We start from the raw sequence: 19,120 nt of genomic DNA, 5'->3' as shown, positions 1-19,120 counted from the left end.
GAGCCCGTGCCGCGCGGGCCGCGGTGGGCCGGCGCCGGACGGGAGCGCCGCCGCTGTCGGGGCGAGGGGATGGTCGCCGCGCCCGTGGCCGAGGGCGTGCGCGGCGTTTCCCGCGGTCCCCGGCCGGTGGGGCGCGTCGCGCACCCACCGGCGCCCGGTGGCCGCCCCGGCCGGGGTCGCCGTCCCCGGCCGGTCGGCCGCGCTGTGCCCTTGAGGGGTCAGGCGTCCGTCTCGGGGGTGTCGAGGCGGGCGAGGTCACGCAGCCAGGCCTCGGCCGTGCTGTCGGAGGGTGCGCGCCAGTCCCCGCGCGGGGAGAGCGAACCCCCCGCCGAGACCTTCGGCCCGTTCGGCATGGCCGATCGCTTGAACTGCGCGAACGCGAAGAAGCGACGGCAGAACACCTCCAGCCAGCTCCGGATCTCCGGCAGGTCGTACGCCACCCGCTTGGCCACCGGGAAGTTGGGCGGCCAGGCGCCGGCCTGCGCGTCGTGCCAGGCGTGCCAGGCCAGGAAGGCGATCTTCGACGGCCGGAAGCCGTAGCGCAGTACGTGGAACAGGGTGAAGTCGTGCAGCGCGTACGGGCCGATCTTCGACTCGGTGGACTGCATCTCCTCGCCCGGTACGAGTTCGGGGCTGATCTCGGTGTCGAGGATCGCGGTGAGGATCCTGCCGGTCTCCTCGTCGAACTGACCGCTGGTGACGATCCAGCGGATCAGGTGCTGCATCAGCGTCTTCGGCACACCGGAGTTGACGTTGTAGTGGCTCATCTGGTCGCCCACGCCGTACGTGGACCAGCCGAGCGCCAGTTCCGACAGGTCACCGGTCCCCAGCACGATGCCGCCGCGCTGATTGGCGAGCCGGAACAGGTAGTCGGTGCGCAGGCCCGCCTGCACGTTCTCGAAGGTCACGTCGTACACGGGCTCACCGGAGGCGAAGGGATGGCCCATCTCCTTCAGCATCAGCCGTGCGGTCGGCGTGATGTCCAGCTCGGCCGCGGTGACGCCGAGGGCGCGCATCAGCTTGTGCGCGTTGTCCTTGGTGTGGTCGCTGGTGGCGAAGCCGGGCAGGGTCCAGGCCAGGATGTCGCTGCGCGGCCGCCCCGCGCGGTCCATCGCGCGCGCCGCGACGATCAGCGCGTGTGTGGAGTCGAGGCCGCCGGACACCCCGATGACGACCTTCGGGCCGCCGATCGAGGCCAGCCGCTGCTGCAACCCGGCGACCTGGATGTTGTACGCCTCGTAGCAGTCCTGGGCGAGCCGGTCGGCGTCGGCGGGCACGAACGGGAACCGCTCGACGCGACGGCGCAGCCCCAGGTCGGTGACCGGCGGGGCGAGTTCGAAGGACACCGTCCGGAAGTCACCGGTCCGCGCGGAGTGCGTACGGCGGTTGTCGTCGAACGTGCCCATCCGCATCCGCTCCTGCCGCAGCAGGTCGAGGTCCACGTCGGCCACCGCGTACTGCTCGTCGAGCGGGAAGCGGTCGGACTCCGCCAGCAGCACCCCGTTCTCGTAGATCAGGGTCTGCCCGTCCCAGGACAGGTCGGTGGTCGACTCGCCGAGGCCGGCCGCCGCGTAGACGTACGCGGCGAGGCAGCGGGAGGACGCGGAGCGGCACAGCAGCTTGCGGTCCTCGGCCCTGCCGACCGTGATCGGGCTGCCCGAGAGATTGACGAGGACGGTCGCACCCGCCAGGGCGGCCTCGGCGCTCGGCGGCACCGGGACCCACATGTCCTCGCAGACCTCGGCGTGCAGCACCAGTCCGGGGACGTCGGCCGCCTCGAAGAGCAGGTCCACTCCGAACGGTACGGCCTCCCCGCCGACCGTGATCGTCCCGCCGCGCTCGTCGTCGCCCCCGGCGATCTGCCGACGCTCGTAGAACTCGCGGTAGTTCGGCGGGTACGACTTGGGCACGACACCGAGGACGCGACCGCGGTGCACGATCACCGCGCAGTTGTAGACCCGGTTGCGGTGGCGCAGCGGGGCACCGACGACCAGGACCGGCAGCAGCTCGGCCGATCCCGCCACCACCTCCCGGAGCGCCGCCTCGACCTGGTCGAGCAGCGCGTCCTGGAGCAGCAGGTCCTCGATGGAGTAGCCGCACAGCACCATCTCCGGGAACACGGCGACGGCGACACCCTCGTCGGCGCACCGGCGGGCGTGGCGCAGGACCGCTTCGGCGTTGGCGTGCGGGTCCGCGATGACGGTGTGGCCCGTGCACGCGGCGACACGTGCGAAGCCGTGCTGATAGATCGACGAGAAGTTCACACGGGCAGTGTAATCGTCAGAGCGACGCGATGGGGGGTGGGGAGATGACCGGTTCATCCCATGCCCGGCGCGGGTCGCGAGGGGGCGATCGTTACCGCGCCGCCTGGACGCCGTCGAAGGCCGCGCCTCAGGCCCCGCCGCCGTGCGACTCGACGTGACCACGTGCGGGCGCTCCCACGCCGGTGACGTCGTCGTCACCGTTCACCGCGGCCGGCGAGCTGTCCTTGCACAGGCCGCGGACGGAGGCAGCAGGCCGCCCGTCGCGTCGTGCGAGGGGGCGAAGCCGACGCGGGCCACACGGCGGGGCCGGAGTCCGTGGGGCCGTGCGCCAGGGCGATCCGCGCGGTGCGTCCGCCACCGGGCGGCCCCGGCCGCTACGAACGCGGCGCGGCGCCCCGCTCCTCGAGCAGGTCGGTCATCAGTTGGATCTCCGACTGCTGCGCCTCGACCATGCCCTGCGCGAGCCGCTTCTCCACGCCCACCGTGCACCTGTCGGCACAGCCCTCGGCCATGTGGACGCCGCCCTTGTGATGGTCCGTCATCAGCTGGAGGTAGAAGATCTCGGCCTGCCTGCCGTTCAGGGTGCCGAGTCTCCTCATCTCGGCGTCGGTGGCCATGCCCGGCATCAGCGCCCCGTCCTCGCCGGGGGCCATGCCGGCCATGTCCATCCACGCCATCGGTCCGTCCGAGGAAACCTTGGGCAGCCGCCACAGATCGAGCCAGCCGATCAGCATGCCGCGCTGGTTGGCCTGCGTCTGCGCGATGTCGTAGGCGAGCCGCCGTACTTCCTCGTCCTTCGTGCGGTCGCGCACGATGTAGGACATCTCGACGGCCTGCTGGTGGTGCACGGCCATGTCCCGGGCGAAACCGGCGTCCGCGGACTTCGCGGAGGGCGCTTCGGGGCCGTTGTCCCCGGCGACGGAGTAGCTGATCGCCCCGGCCGCGACCAGCACCCCGGCCACGGCCACGGCGACACCCGCGTACCTCACTTCGACAGACCACCCGTGCACGCGGCGCCCGGCTCCGGCGTCTGCTCGCCCTGCACGTACTTCTCGAAGAACGTGTCCACGTTCGGGTCGCTCGCCCCGGTCACCGTCCGCTGGTGTCCCCACGCGGTCAGCATGATCGGGTCCGCCTGCTTGTCGTCCGGGCTCATCAGCGTGTACGGCGTCTTCTTCACCTTCGCCGCCAGCGCGTCCACGTCGGCCTTCGGGGCCTTGCTGTTGTACGTCACCCAGACGGCGCCGTGCTCCAGCGAGTGCACCGCGTGCACGTTGTCGAGGGCCTTGGTGTAGACGTCGCCGTTGCAGTTCATCCACGCCCGGTTGTGGTCACCGCCGACCGGCGGCTCCACCGGATAGCTGACCGGCTTGGTGACGTGGGTGCGCCCCAGCGTGCCCTTCCACGTCTTCACGCCGTCCGAGCCGGTGACGAAGCTGCCCGAGGTCTTGGCGTCGGTGGAGGAGTCGTCGTCCGACTGCGACCGCACGAGGAACACCGTGCCGGCGACCAGGGCGGCCACCACGACGGCGCTCGCCGTGATCGTCAGGATCCGGTTGCGCCGCTCGCGCGAATGCTCGGCACGGCGCATCTCCTCTATGCGCGCCTTGCGCGCCGCGCTGGTGTTCTTCTTGGCGGAACCCATGGGACCTGTCCTTCTGGGGAAAGGGGCCGGAACGGTCGGGGCGTGCGGGGCGTGCTGGTGGTGCGGTTCGCGGGACGTGCGGTGCTCGCGTGGTCACCCGCGGTTGTTCGAGTCGTTCGGTTCCGCTGATCGTAATGGGGGAACCGGGCGAACCCGTAGGCAGGTGACAGCCAAGGGCGGACGGGGGTGGGGCGGAGCCGATCGAGCGCCCGGGAGGGTGGAGGGAGCCGGGCATTACGGATGTCGGCCCGAGCAGGCAAGATGGGCGGGGAGCGGTACACCTGCCGTACGCGAGGCGTTCACCCCGGGGTCGGTCGGACGATCAAGGTGCGCAACGCGCGTGAAATGGTGTTGTGGTGGGATGCTCAGGTGCGCGACCGCCTCCCGCGATGCGGGGGACAGGCGGCCTGACCAGCAAGGATGGGGAAGCGGAAGATGGACAAGCAGCAGGAGTTCGTGCTCCGGACGTTGGAGGAGCGCGACATCCGGTTCGTACGCCTGTGGTTCACGGACGTGCTGGGCTTCCTCAAGTCCGTCGCCGTGGCCCCGGCGGAACTCGAACAGGCGTTTGACGAGGGGATCGGCTTCGACGGCTCGGCCATCGAAGGTTTCGCTCGTGTGTACGAATCCGACATGATCGCCAAGCCGGACCCGTCCACCTTCCAGGTCCTCCCCTGGCGCGCGGAGGCCCCCGGCACCGCCCGGATGTTCTGCGACATCCTCATGCCGGACGGCTCCCCGTCCTTCGCCGACCCGAGGTACGTCCTCAAGCGCGCCCTCGCCCGCGCCTCCGACCTGGGCTTCACCTTCTACACCCACCCCGAGATCGAGTTCTTCCTGCTGAAGGACCGCCCCCTCGACGGCTCGCGCCCCACCCCCGCCGACAACTCCGGCTACTTCGACCACACCCCGCAGAACATCGGCATGGACTTCCGCCGCCAGGCGATCACCATGCTCGAGTCGATGGGCATCTCGGTCGAGTTCTCCCACCACGAGGGCGCCCCCGGTCAGCAGGAGATCGACCTCCGGTACGCCGACGCGCTCTCCACCGCCGACAACATCATGACGTTCCGCCTGGTCATGAAGCAGGTCGCGCTGGAGCAGGGCGTCCAGGCGACCTTCATGCCGAAGCCGTTCTCCGAGCACCCCGGTTCCGGCATGCACACCCACCTCTCCCTGTTCGAGGGAGACCGCAACGCGTTCTACGAGTCGGGCTCCGAGTACCAGCTCTCCAAGGTCGGCCGATCCTTCATCGCGGGCCTCCTGAAGCACGCGGCGGAGATCTCGGCCGTCACCAACCAGTGGGTCAACTCCTACAAGCGCATCTGGGGCGGTTCCGAGCGCACCGCCGGCGCCGGCGGCGAGGCCCCGTCTTACATCTGCTGGGGCCACAACAACCGCTCGGCCCTGGTGCGCGTCCCGATGTACAAGCCCGGCAAGACCGGCTCGGCCCGCATCGAGGTCCGCTCCCTCGACTCCGGCGCCAACCCCTACCTGTCGTACGCCATGCTGCTCGCCGCCGGCCTCAAGGGCGTCGAGGAGGGCTACGAGCTGCCGCCGGGCGCCGAGGACGACGTGTGGGCCCTCTCCGACGCCGAGCGCCGCGCGATGGGCATCGAGCCCCTCCCGCAGAACCTTGGCGAGGCCCTGACGCTGATGGAGCGCAGCGACCTCGTCGCCGAGACGCTCGGCGAGCACGTCTTCGACTTCTTCCTGCGCAACAAGAAGAGCGAGTGGGAGGAGTACCGCTCCGAGGTCACCGCCTTCGAGCTGCGGAAGAACCTGCCGGTGCTGTGACCCGCCGCGTCGGCGCGTGGCGCGTCGTACGGTGAGGGGCCGGCGGCTGACGAACGAGCCGTCGGCCCCTCACCGGTTGCTGATCGCCGTGGCCGGGCGGCCGTGAGCGGCGTCGGGCCTACGCCCCCCGCTGCCCGGCGAGGGCGGCGAGGACCTGGTGCAGCGGTTCCGTCGCGCGGCGGCGGTACTCCTGGATCGCCCAGCCGTTGCCGTCGGGGTCCTTGAAGTACATGAACGTCGCGCCGTCCTGCGGGGCGAACTGCTGCGGCTCGCTGACCTCCAGCCCGCGGGCGGTCAGCTCCTCGTAGGCAGCCTTCGCATCCGTCACGCACAGCTGCATGCCGTGGTACGTCCCCGGGGCCGGGGTGCCCGTCGGCACCTGGAGGCCGTCCACCAGAGCGATCGAACAGCCCGAGCCGGGCGGCGTGAGCTGCACGATCCGTACGCCTTCCATCACCTCGCCGTCCAGGTCCACGTGGAAGCCGACCTTGTCCCGGTAGAACTCCTTGGCCCGGTCCACGTCGGACACCGGCAGCAGGATGACTTCGAGCGTCATGTCCATGGGGTGACTCCTATGTCGCGGCCGTCATGGATGCCGTACGGCCCCCTCGGGGCAGCCCTGGGCACCTGGCTGCCCTCCAGACAACCCGAAAGCCGGCCGGGGCGCCACCGTGCCGCCGCGGGTTACGCTCGGGCCGTACGACCTTGATCGGGATTCGGAGTCGAGGAGGCCGGGGATGACGGGGCCGGGGCGCAGAAGCAGCACCTTCACGCGACTGCTGCGGCACGGGTTCACCGATGCCTCCGCCGCCGAACGCCTGCTGGACGGCGTCGACCTGAACCCGGTGCGCGACGACCCCGTGCTGCTGGAGGCCCTCGGCCGCACCGCCGACCCCGACCTCGCCCTCCAGGGACTCGTCCGGCTGCTGGAGGCGCAGCCCGGCGCGAGCGCCCGGCGCGAGCTGATCGACACCGTCATAGCCGCCAAGCCGTTGCGTGACCGGCTGCTCGGGGTGCTCGGGGCGTCCTCCGCCCTCGCCGACCACCTCGCCCGGCACCCCCGGGACTGGGAGGCCCTGGTCACCTACGAGCCGCGCGACCTGCACCCCGGGGTCGAGGAGTTCGAAGGCGGGCTGGCCGAGGCCGACGACCCGGTGTCGCTGCGGGTCGCCTACCGGCGCTGCCTGCTGTCCATCGCCGCCCGCGACGTGTGCGGGACCACCGATCTCGCCGAGACCGCCGCCGAACTGGCCGATCTGGCCACCGCCACCCTGCGGGCCGCCCTCGCGCTCGCCCGCGCCGCCGCCCCCGACGACGCCGCGCTGTGCCGGCTCGCGGTGATCGCGATGGGCAAGTGCGGCGGGCACGAGCTGAACTACGTCTCCGACGTCGACGTCATCTTCGTCGGCGAGGCGGTCGACGGGGCCGACGAGGACAAGGCGCTGCGCGCCGCCACCAAGCTGGCCTCGCACATGATGCGGATCTGCTCGGAGACCACCGTCGAGGGATCCATCTGGCCCGTCGACGCCAACCTGCGGCCCGAGGGCCGCAACGGCCCGCTGGTGCGGACGCTCAGCAGCCACCTCGCCTACTACCAGCGCTGGGCCAAGACCTGGGAGTTCCAGGCCCTGTTGAAGGCCCGGCCGGTCGCCGGGGATCTCGCGCTGGGCGCGGAGTACGTCGCCGCCGTCGAGCCGCTGGTGTGGCAGGCCGCCGAGCGGGAGAACTTCGTCGCCGACGTGCAGAAGATGCGGCGGCGGGTCGTCGAGAACATCCCTGTCGCCGAGGTCGACCGTGAACTCAAGCTCGGTCCGGGCGGGTTGCGGGACGTCGAGTTCGCCGTACAGCTGCTCCAGCTGGTGCACGGGCGGGCCGACGCGTCGCTGCGCAGCGGCACCACCCTCGACGCCCTTCAGGCGCTCGCCACCGGCGGTTACGTCGGGCGCATCGACGCCGTCCAACTCGACGCCGCGTACCGCTTCCTGCGGTCCATGGAACACCGCATCCAGCTGTACCGGCTGCGGCGGACCCACCTCGTCCCCGAGGACGAGGGCGATCAGCGGCGCCTCGGACGGTCCCTCGGGCTGCGGACCGACCCGGTGGCCGAGCTGAACCGCGAGTGGAAGCGGCACGCAGCCGTGGTACGGCGGCTGCACGAGAAGCTCTTCTACCGGCCGCTGCTGGACGCGGTGGCCCAACTCCCCTCCGGCGAGGTCCGGTTGAGCACCGCGGCCGCGCGGGAACGGCTCGTCGCGCTCGGATACGCGGACCCGGCCGCGGCGCTGCGGCACCTGGAGGCGCTGGCGTCCGGGGTGACCCGCAAGGCGGCGATCCAGCGGACGCTGCTGCCCGTGCTGCTCGGCTGGTTCGCCGACTCCGCCGATCCGGACGCCGGACTGCTCAACTTCCGCAAGGTGTCGGACGCCCTGGGGAAGACCCCGTGGTATCTGCGGTTGCTGCGCGACGAGGGGGCCGCCGCGGAGAACCTGGCCCGCGTCCTGTCGGCCGGGCGGCTCGCCCCCGACCTGCTGATGCGGGCGCCCGAGGCCGTCGCGCTGCTCGGGGACGGCGACGCGGGCGGGCTGGCGCCGCGCGGGCGGGCCCATCTGGAGCAGGAGATCCTCGCCGCGGTCCGTCGCGCCGACGGTGCCGTGCAGGGGGTGACCGCGGCGCGCGGGGTACGGCGGCGGGAGCTGTTCCGCACGGCCGCCGCGGACATCGTCGCGTCCTACGGCACGGAGGCGCAGCCCGTCGAGGCCGACCAGGGCGCCCTCGTCGACCTGGTCGGCGGGGCCGTCTCCGACATCACCGCGGCCACCCTGGCCGGCACCCTGCGGGCCGTCGTACGGGAAGGCTGGGGCGACACGCTGCCCACCCGGTTCGCGATCATCGGGATGGGGCGGTTCGGGGGGCACGAGCTGGGTTACGGGTCCGACGCGGACGTGCTGTTCGTGCACGACCCCCGCGACGGGGTCGACGAGCACGAGGCCGGGCGGGCCGCCAACGCGGTCGTCGCCGAGATGCGGCGGCTGTTGCAGGTGCCGAGCGCCGATCCGCCGCTGCTCGTCGACGCCGACCTGCGGCCGGAGGGGAAGTCCGGGCCGCTCGTGCGCACGCTGAAGTCGTACGCGGCGTACTACCGGCGCTGGTCGCTGGGGTGGGAGTCGCAGGCGCTGCTGCGGGCCGAGCCGGTCGCCGGCGACGAGGAGCTGGGGCGGCGGTTCGTCGAGCTGATCGACCCGCTGCGGTATCCGCGGGCCGGGCTCGGCGACGACGCCGTACGGGAGATCCGGCGGCTGAAGGCGCGGATGGAGTCGGAGCGGATGCCTCGCGGCGCCGATCCCAAGCTGCACACCAAGCTCGGGCCGGGCGGGTTGTCGGACGTCGAGTGGACCGTGCAGTTGCTACAGCTGCGGTACGGGGCGCAGGAGGCGGGACTGCGGACCACGCGCACGCGCGCGGCGCTGGCCGCGGCCCGGGACTGCGGGCTGTTGTCGCAGGAGGACACGGCGACGCTGGACGAGGCCTGGGTGCTGGCCACCCGGGTGCGGAACGCGGTGATGCTGGTGCGGGGGCGGGCCGGGGACACGTTCCCGACGGATCCTCGCGAGCTGGCCGCCGTGGGACGGTATCTGGGGTACGGGCCCGGTCATGTGGGCGACATGCTCGACGACTACCGGCGCACCGCGCGGCGGGCCCGGGTGGTCGTGGACTCGCTGTTCTACGGAGCGTGACGTCTTCTGCGGATGCGGTGCGTGCGGTGCGGTGCGGTGGTGCGGGCGGTCGGGGTGCGGTGCGGTGCGTGGTGCGCGCGGCGCGTCGTGGGGCGGGCGGGGGCCCCGGCGGTCCACATGCGGTGCGTGGGTCGCGCCTGCGGTCCACATGCGGTGGTGCGTCGTGGGTCGCGCGTGCGGAGCGTCGCGGGTCGGGCGTGGTGGTGCGCGTGCGGTGCGTCGCGGGTCGGGCGTGGTGGTGCGCGTGCGGTGCGTCGCGGGTCGGGCGTGGTGGTGCGCGTGCGGTGCGTCGTGGGTCGGGGCCCTGGCGGTGCGTCCAGCCCGTCGCCGGTCGGGGTGCCGCACCGTCGTACCTGGCGGAGACGGGCCGCGCGACGGACCCTGCACGCACCGCCACGGCCCCTCCCGTGGTTCCGCGGCCGTTCCGTACGGTCTTCGGCGGCTGCCGCGTGGTGGCTACGGTCTCGGCGGCGGCTGTCGCGGCAGGGCGTACGGCAGGGCGCCGTACCAGAGTCGGGCGACCGCGTAGCCGAAGCCCAGGCAGATGATGCCGCCCACCGCGTCCAGCCAGAAGTGGTTGGCCGTGGCGACGATGACGATCAGGGTGGCCGCCGGGTAGAGCAGGCCCAGGACGCGCACCCAGGGGACCCTGGCCAGGGCGAAGATCGTCACGCCGCACCACAGGGACCAGCCGATGTGCATGGAGGGCATCGCGGCGTACTGGTTCGACATGCTCTTGAGGTCGCCTGAGGCCATCGAGCCCCAGGTCTGGTGGACGACCACCGTGTCGACGAAGGCGTTGCCGTTCATCAGACGTGGCGGGGCGAGTGGATACAGGTAGTAACCGACCAGCGCCACGGCCGTGGTGGCGAACAGGGTCAGGCGCGCGCCCGAGTACCGGCCGGGGTGGGCGCGGTAGAGCCAGACCAGGACGCCCAGGGTCAGCACGAAGTGCAGCGTGGCGTAGTAGTAGTTCATGCCGACGATGAGCCAGGTCACCGAGTTCACGGCGTGGTTGACGGACTCCTCGAAGGCGAGGCCGAGATGGTGCTCCGTCCGCCAGATCCAGTCGGCGTTGCGAAGGGCCTGGGCCCGCTGCTCCGGGACCGCGTTGCGGATGAGCGAGTACGTCCAGTAGCTCACCGCGATCAGGAGCATCTCGAACCAGAGGCGCGGGCGGCGCGGAGTGCGCAGGCGCCGCATCGGACCCGGGTCTTGTACGGCCGTGACAGGCGCCGGAACGGCCTGTTCACGGCCTTCCACTGACGTCACGGTCGGTTCACCCATGGACACAGAGTCTGCCAGAGAAGCCTTCTCCTCCGATCATCCCCTGGTCCGACAGGGCCCGCATGTTCGGCCACCGGGGGACCCCCGGGGATGCCGCGCAGGTACTGCCCCGCGCGGGCTCGCACGCCCTACGGCCGCTTCCGCTCTCCGGGCGCCGAGGCCGTCGAGCCGCGGACCACCAGCTCCGGCATGAACACGAACTCGCTGTGGGGGGCGGGCGTACCGCCGATCTCCTCCAGCAGTGTGCGCACCGCGGCCTGGCCCATCGCGGGGACCGGCTTGCGGACCGTCGTCAGGGGCGGGTCGGTGAAGGCGATCAACGGGGAGTCGTCGAAGCCGACGACGGAGATGTCGTGGGGGACGGACAGACCGCTCTGCCGGGCCGCCCGTATCGCGCCCAGGGCCATCATGTCGCTGGCGCAGACCACCGCCGTGCAGCCCCGGTCGATGAGGGCCATGGTGGCGGCCTGGCCGCCCTCCAGCGTGTAGAGGGAGTGCTGGACCAGGTCCCGCTCGACCGTCTCCGCGTCCAGTCCGAGGGTGTCCTGCATGGCGCGGACGAAGCCCTCGATCTTGCGCTGCACCGGGACGAAGCGCTTCGGACCGAGCGCCAGGCCGATCCGGGCGTGGCCGAGCGACGCGAGGTGGGTGACCGCCAGGATCATCGCCGCCCGGTCGTCGGGGGAGATGAACGGCGCCTGCACCTTGGGGGAGAAGCCGTCGACGAGGACGAAGGGGACGCCCTGCGCGCGCAGCTGCTCGTAGCGCTGCATGTCGGCGGTGGTGTCCGCGTGCAGCCCGGAGACGTAGATGATGCCGGCGACCCCGCGGTCCACCAGCATCTCGGTCAGCTCGTCCTCGGTGGAGCCGCCCGGGGTCTGGGTGGCGAGGACCGGGGTGTAGCCCTGACGGGTCAGCGCCTGGCCGATGACCTGGGCCAGGGCCGGGAATATGGGGTTCTCCAGCTCGGGGGTGATCAGGCCGACCAGGCCGGCGCTGCGCTGGCGCAGGCGGACGGGGCGCTCGTAGCCCAGGACGTCCAGAGCGGCGAGCACGGACTGGCGGGTGGTGGCGGCGACGCCGGGCTTCCCGTTGAGGACGCGGCTGACGGTCGCTTCGCTCACCCCCGCCTGCGCGGCGATGTCGGCAAGCCGTGTGGTCACAGGGGTGGACTGTACCGGCCAGGTGTCCCCTTGCACACCGAACGGGCGCCGCGGGCGACCTGTTGGCCGGCTCCGGCCGGGCTGCTGCGTCATCGCGCTCCCTCGTGAAAGTGATGGCAAGAGCTTGCAGAGTCTTGCACAACCAGCCCCTGGCCGCTCCACCGTTGAAAAGAAGCGTCTCATGACGGTCGCTGTGAGATCACGCCCGAATAACTTCGGAGATCTCTTGCACATCTTTTCTGCAAGGTCTTTCGCAACGCTTACATCGCTGTTACGTTCTGGACGCCCGACGGCGGCAACGGCGCGGTCGGCAAGTCGTCAGGGGCGGCGGACGGGGCCGCTCCCTGAGCTACACGGGCTTTCACCCTCAAGGAGAACTCAATGCGGCGTGGCATAGCGGCCACCGCGCTGGTGGCGTCCCTCGCCCTCGCGGCGACGGCCTGCGGCGGCAGTGACGACGGCGGCGACTCGGCCGACGGTCCGGTCACCATCACCTGGTGGGACACCTCCAACGGCACCAACGAGGCGCCGACGTACCAGGCCCTCGTCAAGGAGTTCGAGGCCGCCAACAAGGACGTCAAGGTCAAGTACGTCAACGTCCAGTTCGACCAGGCGCAGAACAAGTTCGACACCGCCGCCGGTTCCAAGGGCGCCCCGGACGTGCTGCGCTCGGAGGTCGGCTGGACCCCCGCCTTCGCCAAGAAGGGCTTCTTCCTGCCGCTGGACGGCACCGAGGCCCTCGCCGACCAGGCCAAGTTCAAGCCGAACCTGATCGAGCAGGCGAAGTACGAGGGCAAGACGTACGGCGTGCCGATCGTCACCGACACCCTCGCGCTCGTCTACAACAAGGCCCTCTTCGCCAAGGCCGGCATCACCGAGGCGCCCAAGAGCTGGGACGACCTGAAGAAGGCCGCCGCCACGATCAAGGACAAGACCGGCGTCGACGGTTACTGGGGCTCCACCCAGGCCTACTACGCCCAGTCCTTCCTCTACGGCGAGGGCACCGACACCGTCGACGCCGAGGGCAAGAAGATCACCGTCAACTCGGCGGAGGCGAAGAAGGCGTACGGCACCTGGCTCGGCCTGTTCGACGGCAAGGGCCTGCACAAGGCGGACACCACCGCCGACGCCTACGCCCACATCCAGGACGCGTTCGTCAACGGCAAGGTCGCCGCGATCGTCCAGGGCCCCTGGGAGATCACGAACTTCTACAAGGGTTCGGCCTTCACGGACAAGAACAACCTGGGCATCGCCACCGTCCCGGCCGGCTCCACCGGCAAGGCGGGCGCCCCGACGGGCGGCCACAACCTCTCGGTCTACGCCGGCTCGGACGCCGCCCACCAGAAGGCCGCGCTGAAGTTCGTCAACTTCATGACCTCCGCGAAGGCCCAGGCGACCATCGCGCAGAAGAACTCCACGCTGCCGACGCGCGACGACGCCTACACCGCCGAGGTCAAGGCCGACCCGGGCATCGCCGGCTACCAGACCGTGCTGTCCGCCGCCCAGCCGCGTCCGGCACTGCCGGAGTACAGCTCCCTGTGGGGCCCCCTGGACACCGAACTGCCCAAGATCGCGGGCGGCAAGGAGTCCCTCGACAAGGGCCTGAGCAACGCCGAGACCGCCATCGCCAAGCTGGTGCCCGACTTCAGCAAGTGAGCCCCGGGAGGCCGTCGGATCACCCTGCGCACAGGGGGGGAGTGATCCGGCGGCCACCGGCCTGTACCCCAGCCCGCCCCAGATCTTCGAATTTCCAGAAGGTGTCGAACCATGACAGTCGCCATCGACCGCGCGACCGGCAAGCGCCGCGGTGACGCCCCGCGCCGCGGGCTGGGTCAGCGCCTGAAGCACGGTCACCAGAAGCACTGGTACGCCTACGTCATGATCGCCCCCGTGGTGGTCGTCCTCGGCGTCCTCGTGCTGTACCCCCTCGGGTACGGCATGTACCTCACCCTCACCGACGCCAACAGCCTCAACACGGCCCGCACCATCGGCGTCAACGAGATCGAGGCCACCTACAGGTTCATCGGCCTGGACAACTACGCCGACATCCTGTGGGGCGAAACCGCCTACGACCGCTTCTGGTCCCACTTCATCTGGACGATCGTCTGGACCGCCGCCTGTGTGACGCTGCACTACACCATCGGTCTCGGCCTGGCCCTCCTGCTCAACCAGAAGCTGCGCGGCCGCACCTTCTACCGGCTGATCCTGGTCCTGCCCTGGGCGGTGCCGACCTTCGTCACCGTCTTCGGCTGGCGGTTCATGCTCTCCGACGGCGGCATCATCAACTCCGCTCTGGAGAGCCTGCACCTGCCGACGCCGCTGTGGCTGGAGGACACGTTCTGGCAGCGCTTCGCCGCGATCATGGTCAACACCTGGTGCGGTGTGCCGTTCATGATGGTCTCCCTGCTCGGCGGCCTCCAGTCCATCGACTCCTCCCTCTACGAGGCCGCCGAGATGGACGGCGCCAACGCCTGGCAGCGGTTCCGCTACGTCACCCTGCCCGGCCTGCGGTCGGTCAGCTCGACCGTCGTGCTCCTCGGCATCATCTGGACCTTCAACCAGTTCGCCGTGATCTTCCTGCTGTTCGGCACCACCGCGCCGGACGCCCAGATCCTCGTCACCTGGGCGTACTACCTCGGCTTCGGACAGCAGCCGCGTGACTTCGCCCAGTCGGCCGCCTACGGCATCCTGCTGCTGGCCATCCTGATCGTCTTCACCTCGTTCTACCGCCGCTGGCTGAACCGCGACGAGCAGCAGCTCGCGATCTGAGGCAGGAGTCCCCATGAGTACCACCACCGTCGAGACCTCCGCCGACGTGACCGAGCAGCGGCCCGCGGCCGGCCCCGGCAAGGGCCGGGGGCGCGGCAGGCGGGGAGTCGTCACCTCGCTCGCCTCGCACGGCGTGCTGACCGCCGCCTGCCTGATCGCGCTGTTCCCCATCGCCTGGCTGGTCTACCTCTCCCTGGGACCGGACAAGGACGACTACCTCCACCCCGGGCGCATCTGGTCGAAGATGACCTTCGACAACTACTCGTTCGTCCTCCAGAACACGAACTTCTTCGACTGGCTCAAGAGCTCGCTGATCGTGTCGCTGGGCACCACGGTGATCGGCGTGCTGATCGCCGCCACCACCGGTTACGCGGTGTCCCGCATGCGCTTCCCCGGCTACCGGAAGTTCATGTGGGTGCTGCTGGTGACCCAGATGTTCCCGGTGGCCGTGCTGATGGTGCCGATGTACCAGATCCTGTCGGACCTCCAGCTCATCGACACCTACCTGGGCCTCATCCTGGTCTACTGCTCGACCGCGGTGCCGTACTGCGCCTGGCTGCTCAAGGGGTACTTCGACACCATTCCGTTCGAGATCGACGAGGCCGGCCGGGTCGACGGGCTGACCCCCTTCGGCACCTTCGCGCGGCTGATCCTTCCGCTCGCCAAGCCGGGCCTCGCGGTGGCCGCGTTCTACAGCTTCATCACCGCCTTCGGCGAGGTCGCCTTCGCCACCACGTTCCTGCTGGACGACGAGAAGTACACCCTCGCCGTCGGACTCCAGAGCTTCGTCAGCGAGCACGACGCCCAGCGCAACCTGATGGCCGCCACCGCCGTGCTGATCGCGATACCGGTTTCCGCGTTCTTCTACCTCGTGCAGAAGAACCTGGTGGCCGGCCTCACCGCGGGCGGCACGAAGGGGTGAGGCTCCGCCGGGAGCGCGACCGTCGCCGACCGGCCGCGGACCCGCCGTGGCCGGCCGCTGCCACGCGGCGGAGGCCGCAGGCCGACGCAGCCCGGCGCCCCCTTCGGGACGCCGCCCCTCGAAGACCCGAGGCGGCCGCGGTCACCATCCGACCCCGCTGTGACCGCGGCCGCCTCGTCATCCACCGCCGCACCCGCCCGAACCCGATGACTCCTCCCCCTCCCGACCTCGCTCGAGCGGGGGACCCCCACCGCATCAAGGAAGCCATGAGTCAGCAGCACACCGCCGCCCCGGCCCCGACCACCCGACCCGCCCCGGCCGTCGCCACCGTCGCGCACCGCGGCGACTGGTGGCGGGACGCGGTCATCTACCAGGTGTACCCGCGCAGTTTCGCCGACAGCAACGGCGACGGCATGGGTGACCTGGAGGGCGTACGCTCCCGTCTCCCCTACCTGCGCGACCTCGGCGTGGACGCCGTGTGGCTCAGCCCCTTCTACGCCTCGCCCCAGGCCGACGCCGGCTACGACGTCGCCGACTACCGGGCCGTCGACCCGATGTTCGGCAACCTGCTGGACGCCGACGCCCTGATCCGCGACGCCCACGGACTGGGCCTCAGGATCATCGTCGACCTGGTCCCCAACCACTCCTCCGACCAGCACGAGTGGTTCAAGCGGGCGCTCGCCGAGGGCCCCGGCTCCCCGCTGCGCGACCGCTACCACTTCCGCCCCGGCAAGGGCGCGGACGGCGAACTGCCGCCCAACGACTGGGAGTCCATCTTCGGCGGCCCGGCCTGGACCCGGATCACCGAGCCCGACGGCACGCCCGGCGAGTGGTACCTGCACCTCTTCGCGCCCGAGCAGCCCGACTTCAACTGGGAACACCCGGCGGTCGGCGACGAGTTCCGCTCCATCCTGCGGTTCTGGCTCGACATGGGCGTCGACGGCTTCCGCATCGACGTGGCGCACGGCCTGGTGAAGGCGGAGGGCCTGCCCGACCTGGGTTCCCGCGACCAGCTCAAGCTGCTGGGCAACGATGTCATGCCGTTCTTCGACCAGGACGGCGTGCACGAGGTCTACCGGCAGTGGCGGCTGGTCCTGGACGAGTACGCGGGCGAGCGCATCTTCGTGGCCGAGGCGTGGACCCCGACCGTCGAGCGGACCGCCAACTACGTCCGTCCCGACGAGCTGCACCAGGCCTTCAACTTCCAGTACCTGGCCACGGAGTGGGACGCCGAGGAGCTGCGCCGGGTCGTCGACCGCACCCTGGAGGCCATGCGCCCGGTGGGCGCCCCCGCCACCTGGGTCCTGTCCAACCACGACGTCACCCGGCACGCCACCCGCTTCGCCAACCCGCCCGGTCTCGGCACGCAGATCCGCACGGCGGGCGACCGCGCGCTGGGGCTCAGGCGCGCCCGCGCGGCCAGCCTGTTGATGCTGGCGCTGCCCGGCTCGGCGTACGTCTACCAGGGCGAGGAGCTGGGGCTGCCGGACGTCGTCGACCTGCCCGACGAGGTGCGCCAGGACCCGGCGTACTTCCGGGGCGCCGGCCAGGACGGCTTCCGCGACGGCTGCCGGGTGCCGATCCCGTGGACTCGCGAGGGCTCGTCGTACGGCTTCGGCGACGGCGGGAGCTGGCTGCCGCAGCCCGCGGGATGGGGCGAGCTGAGCGTCCAGGCACAGCAGGGCGTAGTCGGCTCGACGCTGGAGCTGTACCGCTCGGCGCTGGCGCTGCGCCGGTCCCGGCCGGACCTCGGCGCCGGCGACTCGGTGGAGTGGCTGCGCGCCCCCGAGGGCGTCCTGGCCTTCCGGCGCGGCGCGTTCGTGTGCGTCGCCAACACCACCGGCGAGTCGGTGACGACCCCGGCGTACGGCCGTGTCCTGCTCGCCAGTGATGAGCTGACCGAGGTGGACGGCGAGGCGAAGGTGCCCGCGGACACGACGGTGTGGTTCACCACGGCCTGACGGCCGCGAAACTTCTTGCATCAACTTCATCCGGCCCGCTGCCTTTTCAGGTGGCGGGCCTTTAACATCTGCGTCACCGCAAGGTTGCTGGAATCTTGCAGCAAGAACCTTCAACGTCGAAGGAACCCCACATGGCACGCAGAACCCTCTCCGGGGCACTCGCCCTCGCGGCCGCCGTCCTTGTCATGACCCCGACGCTGGCGCAGGCGTCCCCGCCCGGCACCAAGGACGTCACCGCCGTCCTCTTCGAGTGGAACTTCGCCTCCGTGGCCAAGGAGTGCACCACCGCCCTCGGCCCCGCCGGCTACGGATACGTGCAGGTCTCCCCGCCCGCCGAGCACATACAAGGCGCGCAGTGGTGGACGTCGTACCAGCCGGTCAGCTACAGGATCGCGGGGCGTCTGGGCGACCGCACGGCCTTCCGGAACATGGTGAACACCTGCCACGCGGCGGGTGTGAAGGTCGTCGTGGACACCGTCATCAACCACATGTCCGCGGGCGGCGGCACCGGCACCGGCGGCTCGTCGTACACGAAGTACAACTACCCCGGCCTCTACTCCTCGTACGACTTCGACGACTGCACCTCCCAGATCACCGACTACACCAACCGCTGGAACGTCCAGCGGTGCGAACTGGTCGGCCTCGCCGACCTGGACACCGGCGAGGACCACGTCCGCAAGACGATCGCCGGGTACCTCAACGACCTGCTGACCCTCGGCGTCGACGGCTTCCGCGTCGACGCGGCCAAGCACATCGACACCGCCGACCTCGCCGACATCAAGTCCCGGCTGACCAACCCGAACGCCTACTGGAAGCAGGAGGTCATCCACGGCAGCGGCGAGGCCGTCCAGCCCGCCGAGTACACGGCCAACGGCGACGTCCAGGAGTTCCGGTACGCCTACGACCTCAAGCGGGTCTTCAACAACGAGAACCTCGCGTACCTGAAGAACTACGGCGAGAGCTGGGGCTACCTGAACGGTTCCGTCGCCGGGGTCTTCGTCGACAACCACGACACCGAGCGCAACGGCTCCACGCTCAGCTACAAGGACGGCGCCACCTACACGATGGCCAACGTCTTCATGCTGGCCTGGCCCTACGGCGCCCCGGACATCAACTCCGGCTACGAGTGGTCGGACGTGGACGCCGGTCCGCCCAACGGCGGCTCGGTGAACGCCTGCTGGCAGAACGGCTGGAAGTGCCAGCACGCCTGGCCCGAGATCCAGCGCATGGTCGCCTTCCGCAACGCCACCCGAGGCCAGTCGGTGACCGGCTGGTGGGACAACGGCGGTGACGCGATCGCCTTCGGCAGGGGCTCCAAGGGCTATGTCGTGATCAACCACGAGAGCGGTTCCCTGAGCCGGACCTTCCAGACCTCGCTGTCCGCCGGGACGTACTGCAACGTGCAGAACAACACCGCGGTGACGGTCGATTCGAGCGGCCGGTTCACCGCGACCCTCGGCGCGCACACCGCGCTGGCGATCTACGCGGGCAAGTCGAGCTGCTGACCTCGCGGCAGCAAGGGTCATGAAATTTCTTACCAGCTCTTTCATGACCCTTGCTGTAAGCCTTTCCTCGGGG

The 19,120-nt window shown here is 70.7% G+C and carries 13 protein-coding genes; 7 read left to right on the top strand and 6 right to left on the bottom strand.

All coding sequences use genetic code 11. The annotated features are described in order from the left end of the window. Nucleotides 1–218 precede the first annotated feature (218 nt). From ACZ5Y0_RS00400 to ACZ5Y0_RS00390, 3 genes are all read right to left on the bottom strand, one after another. Nucleotides 219–2,264, bottom strand: a complete 2,046-nt coding sequence (locus ACZ5Y0_RS00400; protein ID WP_469126420.1) for an NAD(+) synthase — start codon at nt 2,262–2,264, stop codon at nt 219–221. 374 nt (nt 2,265–2,638) lie between these two features. Beyond that, complete coding sequence (locus ACZ5Y0_RS00395; protein WP_469126419.1) at nt 2,639–3,253, bottom strand: DUF305 domain-containing protein; 615 nt, start codon at nt 3,251–3,253, stop codon at nt 2,639–2,641. Continuing rightward, nucleotides 3,250–3,909 carry a DUF3105 domain-containing protein gene (locus ACZ5Y0_RS00390; protein ID WP_469126418.1) on the bottom strand — a complete coding sequence of 220 codons (660 nt, stop codon included), beginning with the start codon at nt 3,907–3,909 and terminating at the stop codon, nt 3,250–3,252. The genes ACZ5Y0_RS00395 and ACZ5Y0_RS00390 overlap by 4 nt, the downstream gene beginning before the upstream one ends. A 435-nt stretch (nt 3,910–4,344) precedes the next feature. On the opposite strand from ACZ5Y0_RS00390, the gene glnA reads away from it, so the two are divergent. Next, nucleotides 4,345–5,706, top strand: coding sequence for a type I glutamate--ammonia ligase (glnA, locus tag ACZ5Y0_RS00385; RefSeq protein WP_467513758.1), 1,362 nt, complete (start codon nt 4,345–4,347; stop codon nt 5,704–5,706). A 118-nt stretch (nt 5,707–5,824) separates the two neighbouring features. On the opposite strand, the gene ACZ5Y0_RS00380 is transcribed toward glnA, so the two are convergent. Further along, nucleotides 5,825–6,268, bottom strand: coding sequence for a VOC family protein (locus ACZ5Y0_RS00380; protein ID WP_469126417.1), 444 nt, complete (start codon nt 6,266–6,268; stop codon nt 5,825–5,827). Nucleotides 6,269–6,443: 175 nt separating this feature from the next. On the opposite strand from ACZ5Y0_RS00380, the gene ACZ5Y0_RS00375 reads away from it, so the two are divergent. Further along, entirely contained in the window at nt 6,444–9,440 is a 2,997-nt protein-coding gene (locus ACZ5Y0_RS00375) for a bifunctional [glutamine synthetase] adenylyltransferase/[glutamine synthetase]-adenylyl-L-tyrosine phosphorylase (RefSeq protein ID WP_469126416.1), read from the top strand. Between the two features lie 456 nt (nt 9,441–9,896). Here ACZ5Y0_RS00375 and ACZ5Y0_RS00370 read toward each other — a convergent pair whose 3' ends face one another. Further along, the gene (locus ACZ5Y0_RS00370) at nt 9,897–10,727 is read right to left on the bottom strand and encodes a phosphatase PAP2 family protein (RefSeq protein WP_469126415.1); all 831 of its coding nucleotides are present in this window, start codon (nt 10,725–10,727) and stop codon (nt 9,897–9,899) included. A gap of 128 nt (nt 10,728–10,855) precedes the next feature. Further along, a complete protein-coding gene (locus ACZ5Y0_RS00365; RefSeq protein ID WP_469126414.1) occupies nt 10,856–11,890 on the bottom strand; it encodes a LacI family DNA-binding transcriptional regulator in 1,035 nt (344 codons plus the stop codon). A 381-nt stretch (nt 11,891–12,271) separates the two neighbouring features. On the opposite strand from ACZ5Y0_RS00365, the gene ACZ5Y0_RS00360 reads away from it, so the two are divergent. The 5 genes from ACZ5Y0_RS00360 to ACZ5Y0_RS00340 all read left to right on the top strand — a co-directional run bounded on the left by ACZ5Y0_RS00360 (nt 12,272) and on the right by ACZ5Y0_RS00340 (nt 19,047). Further along, nucleotides 12,272–13,546 carry an extracellular solute-binding protein gene (locus ACZ5Y0_RS00360; RefSeq protein WP_469126413.1) on the top strand — a complete coding sequence of 425 codons (1,275 nt, stop codon included), beginning with the start codon at nt 12,272–12,274 and terminating at the stop codon, nt 13,544–13,546. Between the two features lie 111 nt (nt 13,547–13,657). Then, the gene (locus ACZ5Y0_RS00355) at nt 13,658–14,659 is read left to right on the top strand and encodes a carbohydrate ABC transporter permease (protein WP_469126412.1); all 1,002 of its coding nucleotides are present in this window, start codon (nt 13,658–13,660) and stop codon (nt 14,657–14,659) included. A 13-nt stretch (nt 14,660–14,672) separates the two neighbouring features. Continuing rightward, a complete protein-coding gene (locus ACZ5Y0_RS00350) occupies nt 14,673–15,581 on the top strand; it encodes a sugar ABC transporter permease (protein ID WP_469126411.1) in 909 nt (302 codons plus the stop codon). Between the two features lie 266 nt (nt 15,582–15,847). Next, a complete protein-coding gene (locus tag ACZ5Y0_RS00345; RefSeq protein ID WP_469126410.1) occupies nt 15,848–17,542 on the top strand; it encodes a glycoside hydrolase family 13 protein in 1,695 nt (564 codons plus the stop codon). Nucleotides 17,543–17,673: 131 nt separating this feature from the next. Then, complete coding sequence (locus ACZ5Y0_RS00340) at nt 17,674–19,047, top strand: alpha-amylase (RefSeq protein ID WP_469126409.1); 1,374 nt, start codon at nt 17,674–17,676, stop codon at nt 19,045–19,047. Nucleotides 19,048–19,120: the final 73 nt, after the last annotated feature.

This window comes from Streptomyces sp. NPDC033216, assembly GCF_055577115.1.
The sequence above is the reverse complement of the archived record's forward strand: the minus strand, read 5'-3'. Positions and strand labels throughout refer to the sequence as shown.